The sequence below is a fragment of the Comamonas resistens genome, assembly GCF_030064165.1.
Taxonomy (GTDB): domain Bacteria; phylum Pseudomonadota; class Gammaproteobacteria; order Burkholderiales; family Burkholderiaceae_C; genus Comamonas; species Comamonas resistens.
Genome location: NZ_CP125947.1, coordinates 3114531 through 3136977 on the forward strand (window position 1 = coordinate 3114531; position 22447 = coordinate 3136977).

11 protein-coding genes and 1 tRNA gene are annotated in these 22447 nt (G+C 57.4%); 4 read left to right on the forward strand and 8 right to left on the reverse strand.

The genetic code is table 11. The annotated features are described in order from the left end of the window. The first annotated feature begins 17 nt into the window (after positions 1–17). The 4 genes from QMY55_RS14520 (at position 18) to QMY55_RS14535 (ending at position 3407) form a co-directional block, all read left to right on the forward strand. Positions 18–974 carry a tetratricopeptide repeat protein gene (locus QMY55_RS14520; protein ID WP_283484902.1) on the forward strand — a complete coding sequence of 319 codons (957 nt, stop codon included), beginning with the start codon at positions 18–20 and terminating at the stop codon, positions 972–974. Between the two features lie 60 nt (positions 975–1034). Next, on the forward strand, positions 1035–2057 hold the full coding sequence (locus QMY55_RS14525; protein WP_283484903.1) for a class 1 fructose-bisphosphatase: 1023 nt from the start codon (positions 1035–1037) through the stop codon (positions 2055–2057). Positions 2058–2070: 13 nt separating this feature from the next. Then, positions 2071–2146, forward strand: a tRNA-Thr gene (locus QMY55_RS14530). A gap of 160 nt (positions 2147–2306) precedes the next feature. Further along, positions 2307–3407: a tyrosine-type recombinase/integrase gene (locus QMY55_RS14535; RefSeq protein WP_283484904.1), complete on the forward strand. Its 1101-nt coding sequence runs from the start codon at positions 2307–2309 to the stop codon at positions 3405–3407. Between the two features lie 168 nt (positions 3408–3575). Here QMY55_RS14535 and QMY55_RS14540 read toward each other — a convergent pair whose 3' ends face one another. The 8 genes from QMY55_RS14540 to QMY55_RS14575 all read right to left on the reverse strand — a co-directional run bounded on the left by QMY55_RS14540 (position 3576) and on the right by QMY55_RS14575 (position 22377). Beyond that, entirely contained in the window at positions 3576–4013 is a 438-nt protein-coding gene (locus QMY55_RS14540) for an HNH endonuclease (RefSeq protein ID WP_283484905.1), read from the reverse strand. Between the two features lie 61 nt (positions 4014–4074). Further along, positions 4075–4872, reverse strand: coding sequence for an IS21-like element helper ATPase IstB (gene istB / locus QMY55_RS14545; protein WP_283484906.1), 798 nt, complete (start codon positions 4870–4872; stop codon positions 4075–4077). Next, positions 4862–6388 (reverse strand): IS21 family transposase, encoded by a 1527-nt coding sequence (gene istA, locus QMY55_RS14550; protein WP_283484907.1) that lies wholly within the window; start codon positions 6386–6388, stop codon positions 4862–4864. Before istA ends, istB begins: the two co-directional genes overlap by 11 nt. A 77-nt stretch (positions 6389–6465) precedes the next feature. Next, the gene (locus tag QMY55_RS14555; RefSeq protein ID WP_283484908.1) at positions 6466–6798 is read right to left on the reverse strand and encodes a hypothetical protein; all 333 of its coding nucleotides are present in this window, start codon (positions 6796–6798) and stop codon (positions 6466–6468) included. A gap of 189 nt (positions 6799–6987) precedes the next feature. Next, positions 6988–8994 (reverse strand): hypothetical protein, encoded by a 2007-nt coding sequence (locus QMY55_RS14560; RefSeq protein WP_283484909.1) that lies wholly within the window; start codon positions 8992–8994, stop codon positions 6988–6990. Positions 8995–9002: 8 nt separating this feature from the next. After that, a complete protein-coding gene (locus tag QMY55_RS14565; protein WP_283484910.1) occupies positions 9003–14177 on the reverse strand; it encodes an Eco57I restriction-modification methylase domain-containing protein in 5175 nt (1724 codons plus the stop codon). Positions 14178–14179: 2 nt separating this feature from the next. Further along, on the reverse strand, positions 14180–17014 hold the full coding sequence (locus QMY55_RS14570) for a helicase-related protein (protein ID WP_283484911.1): 2835 nt from the start codon (positions 17012–17014) through the stop codon (positions 14180–14182). A 2-nt stretch (positions 17015–17016) separates the two neighbouring features. Then, on the reverse strand, positions 17017–22377 hold the full coding sequence (locus QMY55_RS14575; RefSeq protein ID WP_283484912.1) for a DEAD/DEAH box helicase: 5361 nt from the start codon (positions 22375–22377) through the stop codon (positions 17017–17019). Positions 22378–22447 lie beyond the last annotated feature (70 nt).

A 22447-nucleotide genomic window follows, 5' to 3' on the forward strand; every position in this document is an offset into this window, starting at 1 on the left:
GCCCCATGACATCAGGCATGTTCCGCAAAAGCGTGGCCACTCTGAGTGCTGTGCTGGGGTTTGGCGCCCAGGCCGCCAGCCCTGCCTCAGGTTTTGAGGCACGCTTTGCGCCGCTGTATGCCAGCGTCTTCACCGAAGGCGGCAGTTTCAGCGGCAGCGCCATGAGTCGAGACCTCAAGGCGCTGGAACCTCTGCTGACCAAGGCATCTGCACGAGACATCTTCCGGCTTTACTACACCGAAGCCAGTGTCTATGGCCGACGCCAGATGCCTGCCGAAGCAGCTCAAGCCGCCCAGAAAGCGCTTGCGGTCTTGCCGACGACCACCTCTACCGAGCTTGCTTACCCTCAGTTCTATTTGCGCCATTCCAGCATTCGCTGGCTGGCCGATGCAGGCGACCATCAGGCTGCCATGCGATGGGTCAAGCATTTTCAATCGCAGTATCCGCTGCCAAGCATTGCCAAACTGCCTGCCGAGATGCGCTGGGACGAAACCAGGCCCATCGCCAAAGCGCTGGACTTCCCCACACAGACCCAGATCCTGGGTGTGTATGAGGACGAAGGTTATCTGTTGCATGAGCAAAAAAGATACCGTGAAGCACTACAGGCCAATCAGCGCCTGCTGCCCGTGGCGCGCGAACGCCTGCAAGCCCTGGGCCGTCCCGAGTTGCTGCGCGGGCTGCTGACCAATATGGCGCAAAACAGCTACGAGCTCGGTGATCTGGAGCTGGCGCGTGGCTATCTGCAGCAGCGTCTGGATATTGCCCTCAAGGCACAGGATCACGAAACTGTCTACGACTGTTATTTCCAGCTCATGGTGCTAGCCCAGGAACAGGGTCAGCAGCAACAAGCCCGGCAATGGCTGGCGGCATACGAAAATCTTGCCCAAACCAATAAGGACAGCACTCATTTAGAGCGCTCCAAGCAACTAGGCGCCGAACTTGCCAAGCGATCCACCAATCGCAGCAAACCTTAGGCACCCAACAACTGTTTTCAATCCCCTGGGATTGGCCAAGAATTTTTAAGGAGTTCTCTCATGAAGAAAAACATCAGCCTGACCCGCTATCTGGTCGAGCAGCAACGTGTGGACGGCCTCATCCCTGGCCAGTTGCGCCTGCTGCTGGAAGTGGTGGCCCGCGCCTGTAAGCGCATCAGCTTTGCCGTGAACAAGGGCGAGCTCGGCGACGTCATGGGCACGGCCGGCAGCGAGAACGTGCAGGGCGAAGTGCAGAAGAAGCTGGACATCATCGCCAACGAGACCCTGATCGAAGCCAATGAATGGGGCGGCCACCTGGCTGCCATGGCCTCGGAGGAGATGGAAGGCATCTACGTGGTGCCCAACCGCTACCCTCAGGGCGAATACCTGCTGATGTTCGATCCGCTGGACGGCTCGTCCAACATCGACATCAACATGTCCATCGGCACCATCTTCAGCGTGCTCAAGAAGCCTGAAGGCCACCCAGGCGTGCATGAAAGCGATTTCTTCCAGCCCGGTACCCAGCAAGTGGCCGCCGGCTACTGCATCTACGGTCCTCAAACCACTCTGGTGCTGACCGTGGGTGATGGCGTGTCCATGTTCACGCTGGACCGTGAGCAAGGCTCTTTCGTGCTGATCGAGGAAAACGTCAAGATCCCCGAAGACACCAAGGAATTCGCCATCAACATGTCCAATATGCGCCACTGGGATGAACCCGTGAAGCGCTATGTGGACGAGTGCCTGGCCGGTGAAGAAGGCCCCCGCGGCAAGAACTTCAACATGCGCTGGGTGGCGGCCATGGTGGCCGACGTGCACCGAATCCTGTGCCGCGGCGGCGTCTTCATGTACCCCTGGGACAAGCGCGAGCCCCAAAAGGCCGGCAAGCTGCGCCTGATGTACGAAGCCAACCCCATGAGCTGGCTGGTCGAGCAGGCAGGCGGCATGGCCACCAACGGCCGCCAGCGCATCATGGACATCCAACCCACACAACTGCATGAGCGCGTCAGCGTGGTGCTCGGCTCCAAGAACGAAGTGGAACGTGTGACCCGCTATCACCTCGAAGCCGATGAAAAAGCGCTATAATTTCTAGCTTATCGCCGGTGTAGCTCAGTCGGTAGAGCAGCTCATTCGTAATGAGAAGGTCGCGTGTTCGATTCATGTCTCCGGCACCAATAAATTCAACGACTTACGAGTCGTGATTGTTCAAAGTGCCGTCTCCTGTCACACTCAAGTCACAGTAGACGGCACAACTGAACAACGCTGCGCAGTAGCGCTATCTCTTCAGCCAGTTCTTGTGCCGTCACATTTCGCTGACCACACACAAGATGCACCATGGCTGCAATCCGCGAACGAAAAGATCAGAACGGAAAGGTGAGCTACCAAGCTCAAGTCCGTATCCAAGGCTATCCACCTCAGTCCAAGACATTTCTGAGGAAAACCGACGCCAAGCAATGGGCCATCCAGACGGAAACCGAAATCCGTACTGGCATGACTATCCGCAAAAGCACCGCCAGCAAGCACACCGTGCGCGAGATGTTGGAGCGCTACCGCGACAACGTGCTGATCGACAAAGCCAACGGCGGCAAAGATCACAAGACGCACATTGCATGGTGGATTGATGAGCTTGGCCACTACGCCCTGTCTGAAGTCACAACGGACCTTGTGACACGGAGCATGGATAAGCTCAAAAAATCCAAGACACGGCTGGGCAAATCCCCTGCACCTGCGACCGTGCTGCGCTACTTGATGGCGCTCTCTCATGCGTTCAATGTGGCACGTAAGCAGTGGAACTGGTGCGAGTCTTCACCAGTCGAGAATGTCCAACGCCCCAAAGTCAAAAACGAGCGCACCCGCTATCTGACAGATGCCGAGCGAGAAGCTTTGCTGCACGCATGCAAAAACTCTCCGAACTCCGACCTCTATTTGGTCGTGCTACTGGCAATTTCCACTGGTATGCGCAAAGGCGAAATCATGGGCATGCGCTGGCAGGACATTCACACTCCACCAGATCAGAGCTTCACTCGCGTACATCTGACCAAAACCAAGAACGACAAAGCTCGCTCGGTCTTGCTGACCTCCCCTGCCCTGGAGTTGCTGGAAGAGCGGCGCACAAAGCTGCTTGATAGCCTGCAAGCCAAGACCACTACCGGGCTTATTTTCCCGAGTGCTGTGAACGCAGATCAGCCCGTCGACCTTCGCAGGCCATGGTGCTCTGCATTGCAAGCGGCGGGTGTTGATGGGTTCCGCTTCCACGACCTTCGTCACACAACAGCTAGCTACCTTGCCATGAACGGAGCCAGCCTTCTGTCTATCAGCAAAGTGCTGGGGCACCAAACCACCAAAATGACGGAGCGGTACTCCCACTTGGCAACATCCCATATCGACGAGGTAGTTCGCAGTATGAATGCGAAGAAGTTCGGCGCAATCACTTAACGGCCCCACCATATACAGCCCACCTCGCAATCGAAATTAATGCTCAATCTCCACTCGAAGCAAAAACACCTCCAATCAACAGCATGTGTTTTACCAAAATGCAGTCAAAAATATCTCCAAGCTTCCAGTGCATCAAAGGGAAAATTTATTTAGGCACACTCATTGTTGCTATTTTTTAAAAACCACATCTCGATGAAATTCAAGATACGAAAAATTTTCAATTTTCAAATTATGTATTTTCAAATCAATTGAAATACCTAAATTCTGTTGTGCTTCCATCGGCAAGGTATTTGAAACCAGCAAAGTGCCATGATTCGAAAAAGAAATCCAACCGCCATCAAACAAGGCATCGAAATTAGGCGCCAACAACAAACCATTGAAAACATCCAACCGCTCGTTATCAGAGGCACACAAGGCCCAGGGTTTGATATGCGATGCGCGTAGCAAAGATGGCACCGCCAGCCCGGAGACACAGCAACGACCTTGCCAAAAGTCGAGCAATGCTCCCCGAAAGATGTCCTGCCCTACACGTTGAACGACCATACGTTCAGCTTCAGTAGTTTTTGGAAGATTGTGCGTTTGGGCTCTGAATATGTTGATTTCCATGCAAAACTGACCCGCTATTTCCATCTCAAACTGACCCACCCTTTGGCTTGAGCCGTAAGGCTCAAGATGTGGATAAGGTTTTGTTTCTCTCCTTCTTCATGGGCGTTTGTTGGACTGCACTGCTATGCTTGAAGCGGTAGCTGTCATTGCCTGTTTCCATAATATGGCAGTGGTGGGTCAGGCGGTCCAGCAGGGCCGTGGTCATCTTGGCATCACCAAACACGCTGGCCCATTCGCTAAAGCTCAGGTTAGTGGTGATCACCACGCTGGTGCGTTCGTAAAGCGTCGAGAGCAGATGGAACAGTAGCGCACCACCAGATGAGCTGAAGGGCAGATAGCCAAGCTCATCGAGTATCACCAGATCCGTATGCACCAGCCTGTGGGCGAGCTGTCCGGCTTTGCCCTGTGCCTTCTCTTGCTCCAGGGCATTAACCAATTCCACGGTAGAGAAGAAGCGCACCCTTAGGCGGTGGTGCTCGATGGCCTGGATACCCAGCGCCGTAGCGATGTGGGTCTTGCCAGTACCAGGGCCACCGACAAGCACCACATTGTTAGCCTTCTCGATGAATTCACAGCGGTGAAGGCTGCGCACCAAGGCTTCATTGACTTCGCTGTGGGCAAAGTCAAAGCCCGCCAGATCTCTGTAGACCGGAAACTTGGCTGCCTTGAGCTGATAGGCAATAGAGCGCACTTCTCGCTCTGCGCTCTCGGCCTTGAGCAGTTGCGACAGTATGGGATGTGCTGCTTCAAATGCTGGTGAGCCTTGCTCGGCAAGTTCTGTCACGGCCTGGGCCATGCCAAACATCTTGAGCTGCCTGAGCATGATGATGATTGCTGCAATGGCTGGGTCATGACGCATGGCGCACCTGTCGGAGTTGGTCATAGCGCACGACGTTGGCTTGTGGCTCAACGATCAAAGCCAAGGCTTGGGGTGAATGGATGGGCTCAGGTTCCGGTGTTCCATCAATGAGGCGGTGCAAGACATTGATGATGTGGGTCTTACGAGGCACACCATCCTCCAATGCCAACTCGACAGCGGCTAGGACGGCTTGCTCATCGTGCTGCAACACCAAGGCAAGCACCTCCACCATCTCACGGTCGCCGCCAGGCTGCTTGAGCAGCAGGGCTTGCAGACGTTTGAACGCGTCTGGCAGCTCGCTAAACGGAGCACCGTTGCGCAATGCGCCGGGTTTGCGCTGCAATACGGCCAAGTAGTGACGCCAGTCATAGACCGTTCGCCCAGCGCCTTGGTGATTGCGCTCAATGATGCGCGGATGTTCACAGACGAACTGGCCTTCGGCTACGACGACCAGGCGGTCGGCATAAACCTGCAAGCTCACAGGCCGGTTGGCATAAGAGGCTGGCACGCTGTAGCGATTGCGTTCAAAGTGCACCAGACAGGTGGGCGAGACCCGTTTGGCATGCTCAACAAAGCCGTCAAACGGCCGAGGCATGGGCATCAAGGCTGAGCGCTCTTGCACCCAAACATCTGTGACAGAGCCAGGCAATTGGCCATGCGCAATCTCTTGCCATAACTGCTGACACCGTTGCTCTAGCCAATCATTGAGTGCACTGAGTGTCGGAAACGCTGGTACAGATTGCCAGATACGATGGCGAGCGTCCCGAACATTCTTCTCGACCTGTCCCTTCTCCCATCCCGAGGCCGGATTGCAAAACTGTGCCTCGAACAGGAAGTGGCTGGCCATGGCACTAAAACGGGCATTGACCTCTCTGAGCTTGCCACGACCGACACGATCGACGGCTGTGCGCATGTTGTCGTAGATACCTCGCCTAGGGATGCCTCCAAACACCGCAAAGGCACGGTTGTGGGCATCAAACAGCATCTCATGGGTTTGCAGCGGATAGGCCCGCAGATAGAAGGCTCGGCTGTGGCTGAGCTTGAAGTGAGCCACTTGCAGCTTAGTCCGTACACCCGCAATGACAGCCCAATCCTCGCTCCAATCAAACTGGAAGGCTTCTCCAGCGCTGAAGACCAGAGGCACAAAAACGCCTCGCCCTGATGTCTGCTCAGCCGCATGACACTGAGCCTTCCACACTCTGGCAAAGGCAGCAACTCGGTTGTAGGAGCCGGTATAGCCCAACGCCTGCAAGTCGAGAAACATCTGCTTGATCGTGCGCCGCTGCTTGCGAGAGCGGTTGGCTTCTGTGCGCAGCCAGCCCGAGAGTTTGCTGGCAAATGGGTCTAGCTTGGTGACGATGGTGCGCTGTGCAAGACGAGGCTGCACAACATCGGCACGCAAATACTTGCGGATGGTATTGCGAGAAAGCCCGGTTCTGCGGGCGATCTCTCGGATGGACAGGTGCTCACGCAGAGCCCAGCGTCGGATGACACTCAAAGTAGCCACGTCAATCACTCCTGGTCTCCTGCTGCACAAGAAAGCAGCAGGCTAGGGTTAATGCGTGGGTCAGATTGAGATGGAAAAACCGGGGGCTAGTGGGTCACTTCTGGGTGGAAATCAACACTGAATACATCAGCCACGCGGTTCGGTATCGTCCGCGCCATTGCAGACGCATGCTGTAACACTTGATAAAGCTGTTCAAACCCTGTAATTTGCAATGCCCCAGTCATAGAATGAGGATGAAGCAAGGCAAATGCGGAACTCGTTAGCTTGTACCCTCCTGTCGGAGTCAACTCCACACATATAAACTCGGGAAAAATGGCCGAGCGTAGTTCCAACTGACCTTTTTCATTAAGCGTTATTTGTCGCTCGAAGCCACAATCAGCAGCGGCTTTTTCGATACGAATACGTTCTAGTGGTTTCATGTGGCATCGTCTAATATTTTCTGAAACTCGTTATGGCCAACGCAAGCTTGGAGAACATAGCTTTCAGTCTTAAGCAGCCTCTGTCCCATCACAAATCCCACGGCTTTGCACAACCCCTCTAGCCTCGTTGGCATATTCTTTTGGAAAGAGGAAAGCATGGGTATACGCACCAACTGTCACCAAAGTGCATCACGCAGCATTGCCGCCGTCTTTCGAAGCAAACCCAGGCAACTCGACCTCAAGCTTCCTCTTAAAAAGCAACGCTTCATCCTTTCCTGGTTGAAGTTCCAGCACCAGAAAAGGATCTTTACCCAGCTCCAATGGAGGGGGCGAGGTTGTGGTGACGATGTACTGAAAGGGTACTCCTTCCGAGGTAGATAGCTGCTTATCGGCTTCGAACGCCGTAGAGAGAAAATTCCGGTACAAAAGCGCACTCATGTCCGCTTCTCGCGGGCAGTCGTGAACGAGGAAGCCAGGATGGTGGCTTTCAACAGAGGTTGCCGCATCGAGCAAGCAACTCAGGTCGCCCAAAAGTACTTCAAGTACCTGATATGCCTCACCGCCGAGAGCCAGCTCAAAGGGGCGCTGGTCAGAGTCGTGCACGAAGCGGCCGTGCCCTTCTTCACCAAGCAGCGCGGCCGCTACCATAGACGTAATGACTTTGATTTGCTCGACACGCGCTGATGCTTGCAGCCGCCGCGTAGCAAGTGCTGCTCTCTTGCCATTAACCTGCTCGGTCAAAGTGCCCTCATGGGTCCGCGCAGAAGTCAACGCCTCAGAGCCCTTCCCCTCGGCTCGGAGCGCGTACTGAGCTTGAAACTCTTTCCAATCCGCCGCAAGCGTATCGCGCCCAATCTGGCTCGTGGCAACCCGCATCCGTAGCCTAGCCACACCAGCTCTTAGCTCTTTTACTCGAGCAACCTGCTTATCCAAGCGTGCCTTAGCGGCCTTCTCATCCTCAGCAGCCTTATTGAAAGAGGCAAGCCTTACTTGAAGCGAAGCCTGAGCATCCTTAACGTCCATTCGCCCATGCATGCTTACCGTGGACCTGCGACTTAGAACGTAACTGCAACTATCGAAATCGACCCTTCCATGCGAACAATGACCTTTCAGACGTGTGAGCTCGTCAATTTCGCCTCTTAGACGCAGTGCATCTTTCTCCCGTGCCTCATACAGCGCCTTGCTCAATTGTGTTTCCAAAATGGACTGTGCACATACCGACCGCAAGTCATTCAGTAAGACCAAATCCGGCTCCATAGCTTGCTCGGCAGCAAGCGCCTCCGCTTCAATCGTCTGTTCGTTCAACGCTGCACGGCGTAAAGACTCTGCTACCTGGGAAGCTAGGGAATCTTCCACAATGGACTCGAATATCGGCAACTCCTTGCGAGCACCCACTTTGGTGCGAACTCGCTGCTCCAGTCGGTCCAGCTCCATCGCCGACACCTTCTCCAGAATAGGAATCTGGCTTTTCACCTTATTCAACTCCGCATCAAGCTGCTCGGCTTCTTGAAGCAACCTGACCACCTCGACATTCAAAATTCCCAGTACCGAACTCACAAACAGAGGAGGGTCTACCCGCGAGCGCCTAAACCCCAGACCCTCACCCTCGCGCCAGTGAAAAAATCCATCAAAGCGAGTTCGCTGCTCCCGGACACACCAAGCAAGCAGATGCCGCCACTCCAAAGGTTGGTTTGTTCCAGGTAGCACTTGCGTGGGGAGGCGGCCAATGAAGCCGCTTTGCAAAGCCTCCAGGTAGTCCTGAAACGGTGTTGCTCGCGGTTCATCAAACAACTCGTCTAATTGGTTGCCTACCTTGGCCCATGAGGGCGACGATGCACCGAAGGGCCTGAAGACTAGCCAAGAGACACCTTCAATATGAACTTGAGCCGCCACACCACCTTTGGGGAAATTCGCAGCCGCTTTGGCCCTCAGCGCTGAGATGGCACTGGCGTCGTCTCCCAGCAAATAGCGCAGTAGAAGACAAAACGAGGTCTTTCCAACTCCATGGCCAGCACTCGCCAGGCCAGAGCCTGAGTTATCGTCCGGCTCTCTGGCCCACACGACGTTTATACCTGGCCTCAGAGGAATATCACGAATACAGCACAGAGGCTCGCGGGACTCCAAAATCCAAACCCGCTCTACCCAAAGCCGTGGCAGTGGACGCACTGCCTGAAGATTCTGAAGTCCTGATTTCATACTGTTTCTTACCCTCCAAACCTGACCTGTGGGTCATCACCACCGTCTTCGTCCCGCTGCGCGGCGGTAGCAGACCGATGAACTGAAAGCTTGAGCATCAAACTAGCCAACTCAGGGTGTGACGGCCGAACCAGTACATCGGCGGGAGTCTCACCTAACCCCGCAATGAACACAACAGACCCGCCATCCCGCTTGCGCTGCAGCAGTTGTGCCGACTCAAGCCGCAGCACAAATGGTTGAACCAAGTCCAACGTGGAAGTTTGGCTGAGTAGCGGAAGTGAGCTGCTCAACCCTCTTAGTCGTTGCGCGTCGACTGCATTCAGGTAGCGTCCTGCCAATGCAACATTCACAACAGCATCCTGCAGTTGGTCCACACTCATACCGAGCTCGCTGGCTCTGACTAAAGAGAGCAAAAGTCCTGCAAATTCAGCTTCATCCAGAGTCTTGATGACACCTTGCTCAGAGTAAATGGGCGACAGCACATCCTCTTCCTCAGCCGTTGACTCTTCCAAGCCCTTCGACAACTTGTCCCAGGCCGCCAGCACCAGCCGCTGTGTTCGGTACTCCCCAAACTCCTGAATTTCGTTTTTCTTAAGAACGCGGAAAGTTTCGCTAGGGTAGTCCGCGCCCATAACGTCTGCCGGGTCGAGGATGTAGCGCAGCTCGTCGCGGGTGAGGCCGTATAGGCGGGCGTAGTAGGCGTCGAGTTCGGCGCGCAGTTGAGCGCGGCGCTCGGGATTCCAGGGAAAAGGGGGCAGCGGGGTACCGTGCTGTTCGGGCGGGCGCGGGTCGGCGCTGGGCATGGCGGCCAGCAGGTCGTCGGCCCAGGCTTGTATGTCGTGGGCTGTGTATGTGAGTTCCAGCACGCGTGGGAGGATGAAGGCAAGGTCGGTCTCGCTGTAGTGTTCAGGAGGTAGAACGGCAAACTGCTTGACGTAGTGGTAGGTCAACGACGAGCCACTCACTTTTTGCTTTGCGATGTAGTCCAGCGGAATGGAATTGATTCCTGCCAGCAGACATGCGTTGAGCGCAGCTGAGTACTTGGCCTCGATGAATAACAGTGGTGTTTTGTGATTTGCAGCGTATCTAGGGAACACCGATGCCAGTACTGTGCGCTCCGCTGCGGCATTCGTGATATCCCGCCACCCAATCAGCCACCTCGGGCTGCGCCTGTCCATCCAGGCGTCCAGCCATTGCAGTTCAAAGTCTTTGCTATCTGAGCCTTGCAGGGCTTGCAGTTGGGCCAGTTCATCTTGACTCAAGCCCTCACCCTGGGCTGGGTCGTCTTGTCGCGCCCATTTCTGAAACAGCGACAGGGCTTTTTTGCCGGTGGAACCGTCGGCCTTGAGTGCATCGGCCAGCCAACGGTGTTGCTGCGCCATCTGGGCTTCCACTTTTTGGGTCAGTGCCCAGGCAGTGGCAGCATTGCTCAGACAGGCCAAGGAGGTGCTGGAGCCTGCCGTTGGGTGACTAGCAGCCACATCATTGTTGGGTGCAGCAAACATGTCCGCCGTGGAGGCCACAAGTTCAGGGACAATGCCTTCGGCCCGCTGTCGCAGCAGCGCACCGGCCACCCACTGTGCCACGGCCAGGGTCAATGAAGTGCCGCAAGTGACCATAGCAGCCGCCCGCTCACCGTCTCCGCCGTCATCGACCTGAGCAGCTTCGGTGGCTGTTTTGAAAGCCAGCCAAGCGTTTGCAACCCTACCGGGCACACGGGCAATACGTGCCAGTACTTCGTACTCCTCCACCCAGTATCGTGGGCGCACGGTGAATGCGGGGTCTACTTTCTGTGCCCAAGTAACGTCTTCGATGTCCTGCTCAATGGGGTTGTCTGGGTTGTCTACATAGGTGGCCCAGCGGTGGTCGAACTGGTGAATCATCTTCGCCTCATACAGCGGCAGGCGCTTGTGCGCCTCGCTGAGGTCTGCATCGGCAGGGCCTGCAGTAAAAAGGTGACTGTCGTTGGACATGTGAAACATCGTTGAAAAACGAATGCTCCAGGGATTGACCTCAGGTGCGATGAGGCGTGCGTCTTGGCCATCGCCGGACCATTCGGCCTCACGAATGAGCACAGGTGCGGCGCGATAGAGCTTTTTGGTCAACTCTGCGTCACGTTTGCTACGGAATGTGGGCAAAGTCCGTGTATTGGGATTAAGTAGCCGAAACTCTTCCGGAAGAAGCTCGTACCACTTTGCGTCTAACACCAGTTCCGCTATTCGATTGACATCAAATATGAACTTAGCGCTTCCCGATGTACCGAGCGTCAAGAGACAAAACGGTTTACGTTCATCTGTGGCCGGGAACCACTTACGGACCTCATAGAAGCTAATCAACTTCGCTAAACGCCCAGACGAAACTACAGAGCCAAAAAAAATCTTTGTGGTGTCATCAGTCGCAATGCCGGTCGGCACGATAAAACCTGCGCGGCCCTGCGGTGTGGTGAGCTGTAATAGGGTTTCAGCAAACAGCGCGTAGGTGTTGACATCCCCCACGCCAGTCAGCGGGTAACGGCCACTGTCATGGGCATAGAGACTTGCGGCTTCGGCGCCCCGACGGGCGGCGATGAAGTCTTCGTACAGGCGCATTTCGGCGCGGTTGGGCGGGCTCAGGCCTTCTGCGGCTTCCACGTCTGGGTACAGGGTGTGCAGCAGCAGGCCCTGGCGCAGCAGTTCAATGCGCTTGGCTCGTTCGGCCTTGTTTTTGGCGGTGGCTACCAACGGGCTGCGGGTTGCAAAGAATTCCTCTTCTTGCAGCTTGATGCGCTCCCACGGAGGGTTGCCCAACATGACGGCAAACCCGCCCTTGGCCGCCACCTGCGGAAAGGCCTGCCACCAATGGAACACACTGTGAGCACGGCACAGGTCGTGCGCGGCTTGGTTCAACTCGAGATTGGCTGGCTGGTTAAGGTTGGGGTGCATCAAGCCCCACAGGTAACCCGACATCGGAATGTGCGCCTGGTTTTGCGGAACCTTGGGCGCTAAAAAGGCAGCCACATAAGTATCGGCCAGCTTGGCCAGGGTGCTTTGGGCGGCCTGCTGGTTGGCGTGCGCCCATGCGCTGCGCTTAGTGGCGATGCCGTCCAGCGTGTCGTCGGCTAGCTGTTCCACGGCGCTGGCGTCTTGCACCAAGCTGCTGGCGGCAAACAGGTCATTTGCCACAACCTCTTTCCAACTTTTAAGCTCGGCCTTGTTCTGCTTCTTCAGCGCGGCGGCTGTGGCTTTGTCGTCCCCACTAAGCACAGCGTAGGCTGCGTCGGGGATGCCGTTTTCCAGAATCTTGGGGTCCAGCACGCCCAAGAGGGCATCGCCCACTTGCAGGTGGTGGTCGATAAAGGTCAGGGGCCGGTCAGGGGTATAAGCCTCCAGCCATAGCGCGGTTTTGGCCAGGGCAATGGCCATGGGGTTTTTGTCTACACCATAGATGCAGCGGCTCACCACATCGCGCAGGGCGTGGCGGTAGTCGGCGGGTGTGGGGGCGCCACCCAGGGCGGCGGCACGCAAATTGGCGACCTCATCGGCCAGGCGGCGGGCAGCAGCCAGCAAAAAGTGTCCACTGCCACAGGCAGGGTCGCACACTGTCAGTTCCAGCAAGGCCTGCACAGGGTTGGCGGGGTGGGCCTGCACGGCGTGCGCAATCACGGGGTCGAGCGCGCTCTGGATGAGCTCTTGTACCAAGCTATCGGGCGTGTAGTAGCTGCCAGTGAGCTTGCGTGCATTGCCTTTGTTGCTAGCGTCGTCGTCATCGCCCACAAAGGCCAGGCGGGCCGCGTGGGGCTGGCTGAGGTGCTGGTAGTCGGGCACCAGCTCCAGCAGGCTTTCATACACACTGCCCAGTTCTTCAGCACCCATGTCTCGGTAGTTGACGCGGGTCAACCCTGTAGACTGGCGGAAGTAGCCCAGTTGGAAGACGGCGGCCAGCAGGTGGCGGTTGTCTATCTGAGACTGGTTCAGCAATGGGCATTGCTCTTGGGCAAACAAGCCGCCCAAGGCGGGCAAGCCCAGCGCGGCTTGGCCGGTGGCCAGCCCACGGAAAGTGATAGACAGGGCTTGCCACAGGTCGCTGTGGGTGTCATGGCTGCTGCGGCGCACGGAGCGTTCGCGCAGCCAGGTCAGGCTGTAGCCCTGCCAGTAGCGTTCTTCCTGCTCGAATGTGGCGTCGGGCGTAAAGATGAGCGAGCGGCCCGTGCTGGGGTCTGTGCGGTCTTCCACCGTAGCCAGGAAGATGAAGCGATAGACCAGGCTGAGCAGTTCTTCAAAAAATACCTGTTTGGTGGCGCTGCTTTGCTCTTGATTTTGTAACTGCTCGCGCAGTCTGGTATTAGCTGGGTGGCTTAAAAAGCCTGTACCTAGGCTGCGCAGGGCATGTTCAACCTGAAAGCGCAGGTTCATGCGTACGGTCTCGCCGCTTTTCTGGCCCGCGTTGCGCCAGCGCTCCCAAGGGCAGTCGGTGGCTTCTGTGTGTGTGCCGTCCTGCTGAATTTTGCCAAAGCGCGAGGCATGGGCCAACAACCAGAAAGCGGTGAAGTCGGCGTAAAGCTCTTCGGTGAAGATGGCTTCGAGGTCCACCTCAATATAGGCCGGACGGGTCAGGCTGGGGTTGTCTCGCAGGATGCGCAGCTTGAGCCCGTTGCTGGTGATGGCCCACAGGGATTGGTCAGATGCATTCAGCGCCTCTTGGGCCAACATGTAGGGGCTGCGGCGGCGAGTTCGGCCGGTGTCAGGATTGGTGTCCCCAAAGCGCTCGGCGGCCTGGTCCAGAGGGTGGTCAAAGCCAGCGAGCACCACGGGCAGGCGGCCGCCGAAGGCGGCGTGGCCGATGTTGAAGGATTGTTGGCTGTTGCCGCTGGCGGACAGGCTGCTTTGTGCCGTCAAGTCGGCGTAGCCCAGCACTTGGCGCAGCAAAGGCAGCAGCAGGGTTTGCTCCGTGACGCTGTGGGGGTTGGCGTCTTGCCGATGGCGTTGTTGTGCAAAGTCTTGCCAAAGGTTTTGCGCAATCTTGAAATACCGTGCGATTTCGTCGCGCAGCTTGAGTCCCTTGGGGATGTCATAGTGCACCTCAGTCTGCTCGGTAGCCTCGGGCGCAGCCAGGGTGGTCAGGCGGGTGAGCTCTTCGGCCGGGATGAGGCCACCCTCAATGCGTAGGGCGGTGTAGGCGAGTTGTTGGGTGGTTTTGCGAGCCATGGTCAAGCCTCCACCATAGCTGGGACCAGCACGTAAACGCCCATCACATCCACCGGCAAGCTGGCGGTGACCTGGTAGCTACCGCGGGCTTCGGCAGCTTCGCGCACGCGGCGGTGGTCGGCCAGCAGGCTGTGGGCCCGGTCTTGTGCAATGGCTTCCAGCGAGGGCTGCCAGGTTGGCAATTGGTCCAGGGCTTGCTGGATGTGACGGTCTCGAATCACAGGGGGCATGTTGCGGCTGGCCTGGGCGCCTAGGAATTCGCGGGCTTGTGGCAAGGGAAGTTCGGTCAAAGGCTCGGTACCAGCGACGCTGACGGCCACGGTTTCTTCACAGAGCATTAGTCGGGTATTGTTATCGCGGGTGATGCTGAGCTGGTGGCGCAGGCGCAGCAGCAGCACGGTGGTTTTGAGGGTGACGTTGCCGACAAAGGCAGCGCCAGCACGGGCCACGCCGTCAGCATCTGCATTCTGGCTGTCCAGGGCCTGCCCGAGCAGGGTGTCTGCCAAAGCGACGACCAGTGGGTGGGTACGCTGGATAAAGATGGAACCTTGGGCGGAAGGTTGCTGAAAGTCAATGCGCAAGGTGCCACTCAGGCCTTCGGCGGCTAAACGCTCCCTCAAGGCTTGGGGCAAGGCTTCCAGTGGTGCCTTGAAGTGGTTTTTATAGGGTTCGAGGCCCGCTCCCAACTTGACCATGGCCCGGCTTACAAAACGCTGCACATCGTCTTCGTTGCCGAGTGCGGCGGCGGATTTTCGCCACTCCGGCAGTACGTCATCGGGTTTAAGGCGGCGCTGGGCAAAGATGGAGCGGTTTTTGGCGGCCTTCTCGCGTGCGCTTTGCCAAGCGGTCTCAATCTGCTGGGCGGGCTCGCCAAAGTCGAAGCCAATTTGGGCTTGTTTGCCCAGTGCGTTGTGCTTGCGCAGCAGCACGGCGTTGAGCAGGGCCTGGGTGAGCTTGCCTTCATCGTCAGGCATGGGCACCAGCACGCCCAGTTCTTTGCGGATGCTTTCTGCCTTGCGCAGAATCACCTGCAGCACGGCACCGTCCACAGGGTTGTCCTCGCCGTAGAGCATGGTGCTGCGCACTTTTTTTGCTTGCTGTCCAAAGCGGTCCACGCGGCCTTCACGCTGTTCGTGGCGGGTGGGGTTCCAGCTCAGGTCGTAATGGACCACGGCGGTAAACAGGCTTTGAAGGTTGATACCTTCAGACAGGCAGTCCGTGGCAACCAAAATGCGTAGCTCTGTGTCACCCAGCTCGGCCACAGCGGCTTCACGCTCACCGGGAGTGAGTTCGCCGGTCACTGCTTTGACGGTGGCTTTCTTGAACTTGCCGCGCAGGTACTCAGCCAGGTAGTGGGCAGTAGCGATATAGCGGCAGAACACCACGGGCTTGAAGCCTTCTTCCACCAGGGCTTGCAGGTGGGTGGTCAGCTTGGCCAGCTTGGGGTCGTTGGCGGCACCAGCCAAATTTTCAGCGGCGGCGATGAGGTCCTGCAGGTGTGCGGTGTCTTCGGTCTGGGCTGCGGGCTCAATGTCATCGGTGGACAGTGCGTCGTCCAGGCCATCCATGACGCGCTCGCTGGCCTGGGCTTCGAGCTCTTCGAGCGAGAGTTCCGCGCCCTCTTCTCCTACACACTGCCCACCTTTGAGGCGGGTGCGCAGAGCGTTCACAGCAGCTGCCGGCGACGAGGAAATACAGCGCAACAAGGCCAGGGCGGCCCACCAGTTCATGCGCTGTTCGCGTTGCCCCTTGCCTTCGGAGCTCACGACCAGCTCGCGGGCGTAGTCCAGCACGTCGTTAAACAGCCGCCCCCAGGCACCGGTCAGCTTGTAGGTGATCTCCGCCGTCTCGCGGTCGGGAAACATGCTGGCGTCTTGCCACTCGGCAATGTCTGGGCGGCGGCGCTGGACAAAGTGGCGCGACAGGTCTTCACGCAGGTCGGTACGGGCGCCGACGGGCAGGTCTTTGAGCTGGGTGAAATCTTTGCGCAGCAGGCCCAACAGGTTGAAGAAGGCGCCTTCGTCACCGCTGTGGGGGGTGGCAGTCAGCAGAACCATGTGGCGCTGGTGGTTTTCTGCCAAGCCCTTCAGGAGTTGGAAGCGTTGCTGGCGGCCTTGACCGCCCTGGGTGCAGGTGTGGGCTTCGTCCACGATGACGAATTCGGGGCAAAACCGCTGGAAGGCTTCGCGCCGACGTTCAGACTTGATGTAGTCCAGGCTGACGACGGTGAAGGGAAGAGCGTCAAACACCGAGGTGCCGGGCGGCAGGTCACGCTCGAGCCGGTTAGCGCTGGCGCTGCGCACCACCACGGCCTGAATGTGGAAACGGTCCTCCAGCTCGCGCTGCCACTGCTCGCACAGGTGCGGCGGACACAGCACGGCCATGCGGTGGATTTCGCCGCGGTCGAGCATCTCGCGAGCAATCAATGCGCCTTCAATGGTTTTACCGATACCTACGTCGTCGGCAATCAGCAGGCGCACAGTGGGCTGCTTCATGGCCATCAGCAGTGGCACCAGCTGATAGGCACGCGGCTCCACGGCAATGTTGCCAAAGCTGCGGAACGGGCCGGCCCCGCTGCGCAGCTTGAGCTGCAGGGCATCCATCAGCAGTTGGCTGGCAGAGTGGTTGCGCGCCTGGGTCACCACAGGCCACGGGAAAGTAGCGGGGCCAACGGGTTGTTGCTCCAGTGGCAAGTAGATGAGCGATTCGTCTTTTTCACCACCGCCCAAGGGGCGCAGGCGCAAGGTATCGGCCGTGGATTCGGGCAGCACTATCCATTCGCGGCCACGGGCCGATACGAGACTGCCGGGGTAAAACTCGGCGACAGGAGTGTTCATATTCAGTGTTTCTGAGCAGGCCCAAACAGGTCTGCATTGGCCGCGAAAATAGCGGGCCACTGGTTTTGTTCTTTGGGAAAGCGGACGACTATAAAACCTAAGTCTTCCAGCTTGCGGTTGGTCTGAGCATCCTTGGCTCGTTGACTCTCAATGTCGTGGTGAGGGCCATCAATAAAAACCGCTAGGTTGTAGTCATCGTAGAAAAAATCTGCGCTCACGCCTACAGCCGTTAACGTGTGCTGGGCACGGTCTGGCTTGAGGTAGCCGTGCTCTTCCATGTGGGAGAGCCAGACTTTCTCCAGCGAGCTGGAGGACATGCGCTCCAGCTCCGCGCTGTGCTGCTCAGGCGCACGACCTTGAGAGCCTCGGGCTGAAGTGGATTCTGTCAACCGGCAGAGGATATCAAGCAACTGCCCTCCGGCCTTCTTATCTTGCCGGTCAATGAGAGGATGGTCTGGCTGGTTGTAGTAGGAAAGCAGGCAGCGGTAGCAACCGGCCTCGCAGAGGGGGTGGTCATGCTCGTCCACCTCCTGGGTAAGTTCGGACTTTTTCCAGGCCTCACCTTCATCATCCGGCATTTGAAAGTGCATGATGCGCAGTGCTTCTGCCGCTACCGTGCGCAGAGCCTGGGGCTCGGTGGCAATACGGGTGAGTACCCCGGCTCCACCTTCAGCCGCCTCGAAGAACAGGATGGATTGGCGGTTGTCACGCCCAGGCAGCGGTTCTGCCACGAGTTCGCTCTCTTCTAACTGGTACACCGCCTCGATGCCACGCTTCAAAGCGTACTGCAGCGTAGTCATGGTCGTTTCTTCCAGCACACCCAAGCGGTGATGCGGCATCACGACCAGGATGTTGCGGCGGTCTTCCACGAAGGGAACGATGCGCTGTGGGGGCGTCTTGTCTGGCGGCGCTTCGTCCCCTTCGCCGTCTCCCGCTTCGTTCTCTCCGCCGACCCAGTGACCCGTGACGGGGTTAATCATGAAGCCCAGCACCTTCTTGTCCTTGCGTCGCTTCCAGCCGTAGTTCATGCGCCAAATGGTGGCAGCCGGACCGTATTGGAGTTCCAGCAAGGGGCCCTGCTCGTCAGAGACGACGGACGTCACCATCTGCAGCTTGCCGTCTGCCTGAGCGAACTGCAGGGTGGTCTGCATTTCGTACCCTTGGCGCACGCGCTCCTCTTCGTTAGCAGTGATGCGCTCGGCCCGCTTGGTGGAGACGTTTTCGATGCGGTAGAGGTGTTTAACCTCCTCGGCACCATCCAGAGAGGCATCGCAGGACACACAGCGGTCTGCATCACGCTGGGTGCGGAAGTGGCCGTAGCCACACATGGGGCACAGGCGCGCCACTTCGGTGGGCAGTTTGGCTCCATCGGCTACTTGGTCTTGTCCACCAATGGTCAGCAGCGCTTTGGTCACCCGGTACTGACTGCCTTCGTGATAGATAAGGCTGTAGGGCCCAAATTCGCTCAAGGCCAGGAAACGAGGGCGCGACAGGAAGCTTTCCCTCCCGATATTGCCTCGGCGGGCCGGAATGTACGCCATCAAAGGAAGGCGCGGGAAGTTGTAGCCGGGCAGGAAGCCCTGGCTGGCCAAGTAGCGGTAGGTGTAGAAGTCACTGTTGAAAGCGCTGTCACCAGCTAACAGCAGGTCTCGCTGCTTGCGCGCCTCGTTGTGGCGCTGTTGGGCCTCTCGGCGTTCACGTTCGCTGGCTGACGGGTTGTTTTCTTTCTTGTAGTTGAGCTCGATGGCCTGCGCAGTGGCCTGGTAGAGGTCACGCCAGCGGTTCAGAGCGCTATCGAATTCCTTAAACGCCCTCTGAAACACAGATTCTGACCACGTCGGCGTGAACCAGGGAGCCCGCTCGGGCGTGAGCTCGTCTTTGAGCATGCCCAGCACTGCCAGGCCACGCTCATGAGCCTTGCGTTGGGCAGTGGGCTTGGAGAGCTCATCGGCCAAGTCAGTGGTGAGCGGCAAGTCCTGCGGCTTTTCCATATCGAGTAGGTCACGAATGCTGTTGCCCAGCTTCTTGCCCGTCTCGGCCAGCCAAATGGCCTGCAGGTGGCTTTGCACCAGTTCGCGGTTGGCCAGGTCTAGCGTTGGTGCATTGACCTGACCGTGCACCATGCGGACCGGGTCGCGGAAGTAGTACTGGTCGTGCGGGGACTGACTGGCGCAGTATGTAATGACCAGAGCTGGCTGCCCCGCGCGGCCTGCCCGACCACTGCGCTGAGCGTAATTGGCCGGCGTAGGCGGTACGTTGCGCATGTACACGGTGTTGAGCGAGGAGATATCCACCCCCAACTCCATCGTGGGAGAGCAGAACAGCACGGGGAGCCACTCGAGGTCGTGGCCGTGCTTCTCACGCCATTCTTCACGGTCTTTATCAGTGAACCGGAAGCGGGCTTCACGCTCCATACGGTCGTCTTGCTCAACCTGGGCCGTGTGCTCACGGGCCTCGAAATCGAACAAGCGATGCGCAGGCTCGCTCAACAGCTTCGCGATGTTACGGTACAGGTTGCGGAAAAACGCATTTTCGTGGGCCTGACGGCTTGCGCTGCCGTTTCCGGCCTGCCATAGCATTGCACTGCCATTGAGCTGCCAGCCAGTCAGCCCAAAGTCTGTTTCTTCCTTACGGACTAGGCCATAACTCTCAGCAGCTTTGAGCAAGGCCCCCACCACATCGCCATAGGTGGCATCCTTAATTTCCTTATAGAACGGATTGCTTCCACCCCAGGTACTGCCTCTTTTGAATTCTTTGCCCAAGCGGGAGCGGCTGGAGCCAATGACCAAATACTCTTCAAGCTTTTGCCGCTTGATGCGCGCGTTGTTGTCGTCCTTGGGGCGACTGGTAACAAACCACTTGGCAGGTACCGGGCGCTCGTCCTCCGTGAAGCCCCAGGGTTCACACAGATTGGCAAAGCTCACCGTGCGAAGCTGGTCCAGCTCTGTGCGGTCCAGGTAGCGGGAGGCGACGCACAAGCCTTCACGCATGAATCCGAAAAGCAAGCTCAGCACATGAGCTCGCTCTGCAGGCCTCGCAGCCCGAAGGACCTGAGGTGCTTCGCTCCACTCCTGCTCGTCGGCTGCAAGGTCATCGATGTCCTGGTACTGGATTTGCATCAAGCCCAGTTGTTCCAGGTTGGGATTATTGAAGCGCCACCCTTTGCGTAGGTCGTAAAACGCCCGATACCCCAGGATAGAACGCATGGCGTCTTGCACCTGACGGCGGCTGTTGCCCTTGACCTCAGGCTGTTGCATGTACTCTGCACGCACCGCGTAGTCGTCACGGTGAAACCCGAGGGCCTCAAACACCGCATTCGCGATGTCTTTTTCAGATAGTGTTTGTTGCGGCGCACCCTCCAGAGCCGAGAACAAAGCCGCACGGGTCAACAAGACTTGAAGGAAATCGTTGAAGTGCCCAGCCTGTAGGGCCGCGTCTTGGCGGTTGTCCGAGAAGCCCAGTACCTTTTTGGCCTCAGGGGAGAGCTCCTGGTCTTGCTCGTACAGGTAACGCAGTGAGGCCAAGGTCAACATAGTGGTCGCTGAGCTTCGGCCCTCACCAGACAGTGAAGTCAACCTCAACGAGTCTTTGCCATTGCTGGTGTGGGTCACACCGCAAGAAAGACAGAAGCGAAAGCTTCCAGGGATGAACCATGCAGACAAGCCACCATCGTGGGTCAAAACACCATCTGAACGTACCTTGACGGCTTGCGGAATGTATTTCTTCTGAGTGGGCTTGACGCGCCACTCTCCGTCAGCGCGCTCTTCCACCCAGGTTTCTGGGTAGCTTTCTGGGTCAGCCTCATCCCAAACACCAGAAACATCCGGCATCAGGTAGCCGGCCTTGACGCCGTCGTCCTCGTGTTCACGCTCCTCGATGCTGCGAACCGAGAAGGTTCGCCCTTCGACTGCATCCTGGTCCCACACCGGGATGTACTCTTGACCACAGTCGCGGCAAAAGTGGACGTTGTAGAGGTGGCGGCTGCGGTCGCCGGAAACGAATTGCTGACCATCCAAAGTCACGGTTCGTTGACCTGGCGCCTCGAGCGAGGAGAAGACCTTGCCACCACCTGAGATGAACTGGTGCAGTTTGAAGGCAAACAACGACTTGCCTGATGGGTCGGTGACGTTATAAGCTCGAAGAAGGAAGCGTTGCAAATAGTCGCTGCATTGCTCTTTTTCCAGACCCGACGCCTTAGCCAGCAACTCGGCGGCAAGGTTCAAAGTTTTGGGTTTTGCGCGGCGGGGCTTCCCACTCTCATAAGTCAAACCCAGTGTCAGCTCGACCCAAATAGACACTGGGTGCTGCGCCATGGCGGGGAAATCGAGAGTTTGCGGCACTCCCGCTTGAATGGCTGCGGCCAAGCGGGGGGTGATGGTCTCGAGCGTTTCGGTCTCAGGTGTGGTGCGTTTGAGGGTTTCGGTGATGATATTGGTCACCGGAATCTGGGTGCCGAACAAGCGGCTGGCTACCTCCGCGACTTTGGCGTTGCGCTCGACCTCAGTGCCGTCGGTCGCCATAGTGGCTGATGTTCCGATACAGACCAACTGATCAGCCAAGGCCTCACGGACGCGGCGCACCAACAGCGCCACATCAGCACCCTGGCGTCCTCGATAGGTGTGCAACTCATCAAGTACCAGGAACTTCAAACCCTTGGCATTAGCAATTACCTGTTGGTCAATCGCGTTCTGCCGCGTCAGTAACAACTCCAGCATCATGAAGTTGGTCAGCAGGATGTCTGGTGGGTTGGCTTTCATTGCCTCCCGCTCTTCCGTGCTTTCTTGTCCAGTAAAACGACCAAACGTCACTGAGCGCGCATCAGGTTCGGCTCCCAAGAATTTCTTCAGTTCTTCAAGCTGGCTGTTCGCCAACGCATTCATGGGATAGACAACAATGGCGCGGGTACGCTTAGCCTCATCGTTGGCCTTAGCCTTCAAGCAGTAGTCAATGATGGGAATAAAGTAAGAAAGCGATTTTCCTGAACCCGTGCCCGTAGTTAGCACATAGCTTTCACCAGACGAGGCGAGACTGATGGCTTCAACTTGGTGCTTGTAGAGTGGCAAGGTCAGTCCGGCAGATGATGCTGTCTTCCCAAAACGGAAAATCTGCGCGCATGATGAGCTCAGTTGCTGTCCATCACATAGCTCCTCAACAGTCCCGCCAGGCCGAAAGTTGGGATTGACCTGAATCAATGGCTCAGGCCAATATTTCTGGGAGGCGTACTCTGCGTCGACAAAGGCCCTAATATCATCGGCCTTGATCCGCGTGAAGCTGCGCGTGAACTGGGCATACTCGTTGACCAAATTTTGGCGGAAGTCAAAGACGTTCAAATTACATTCTCCCTCGTTGCTCTTGGAACGCATGCATTTCCAACCAAGTGCCTGCGATTTCGTGTGCAACTATTCCATAAAACTAAGCTCTGGAAATTGAACC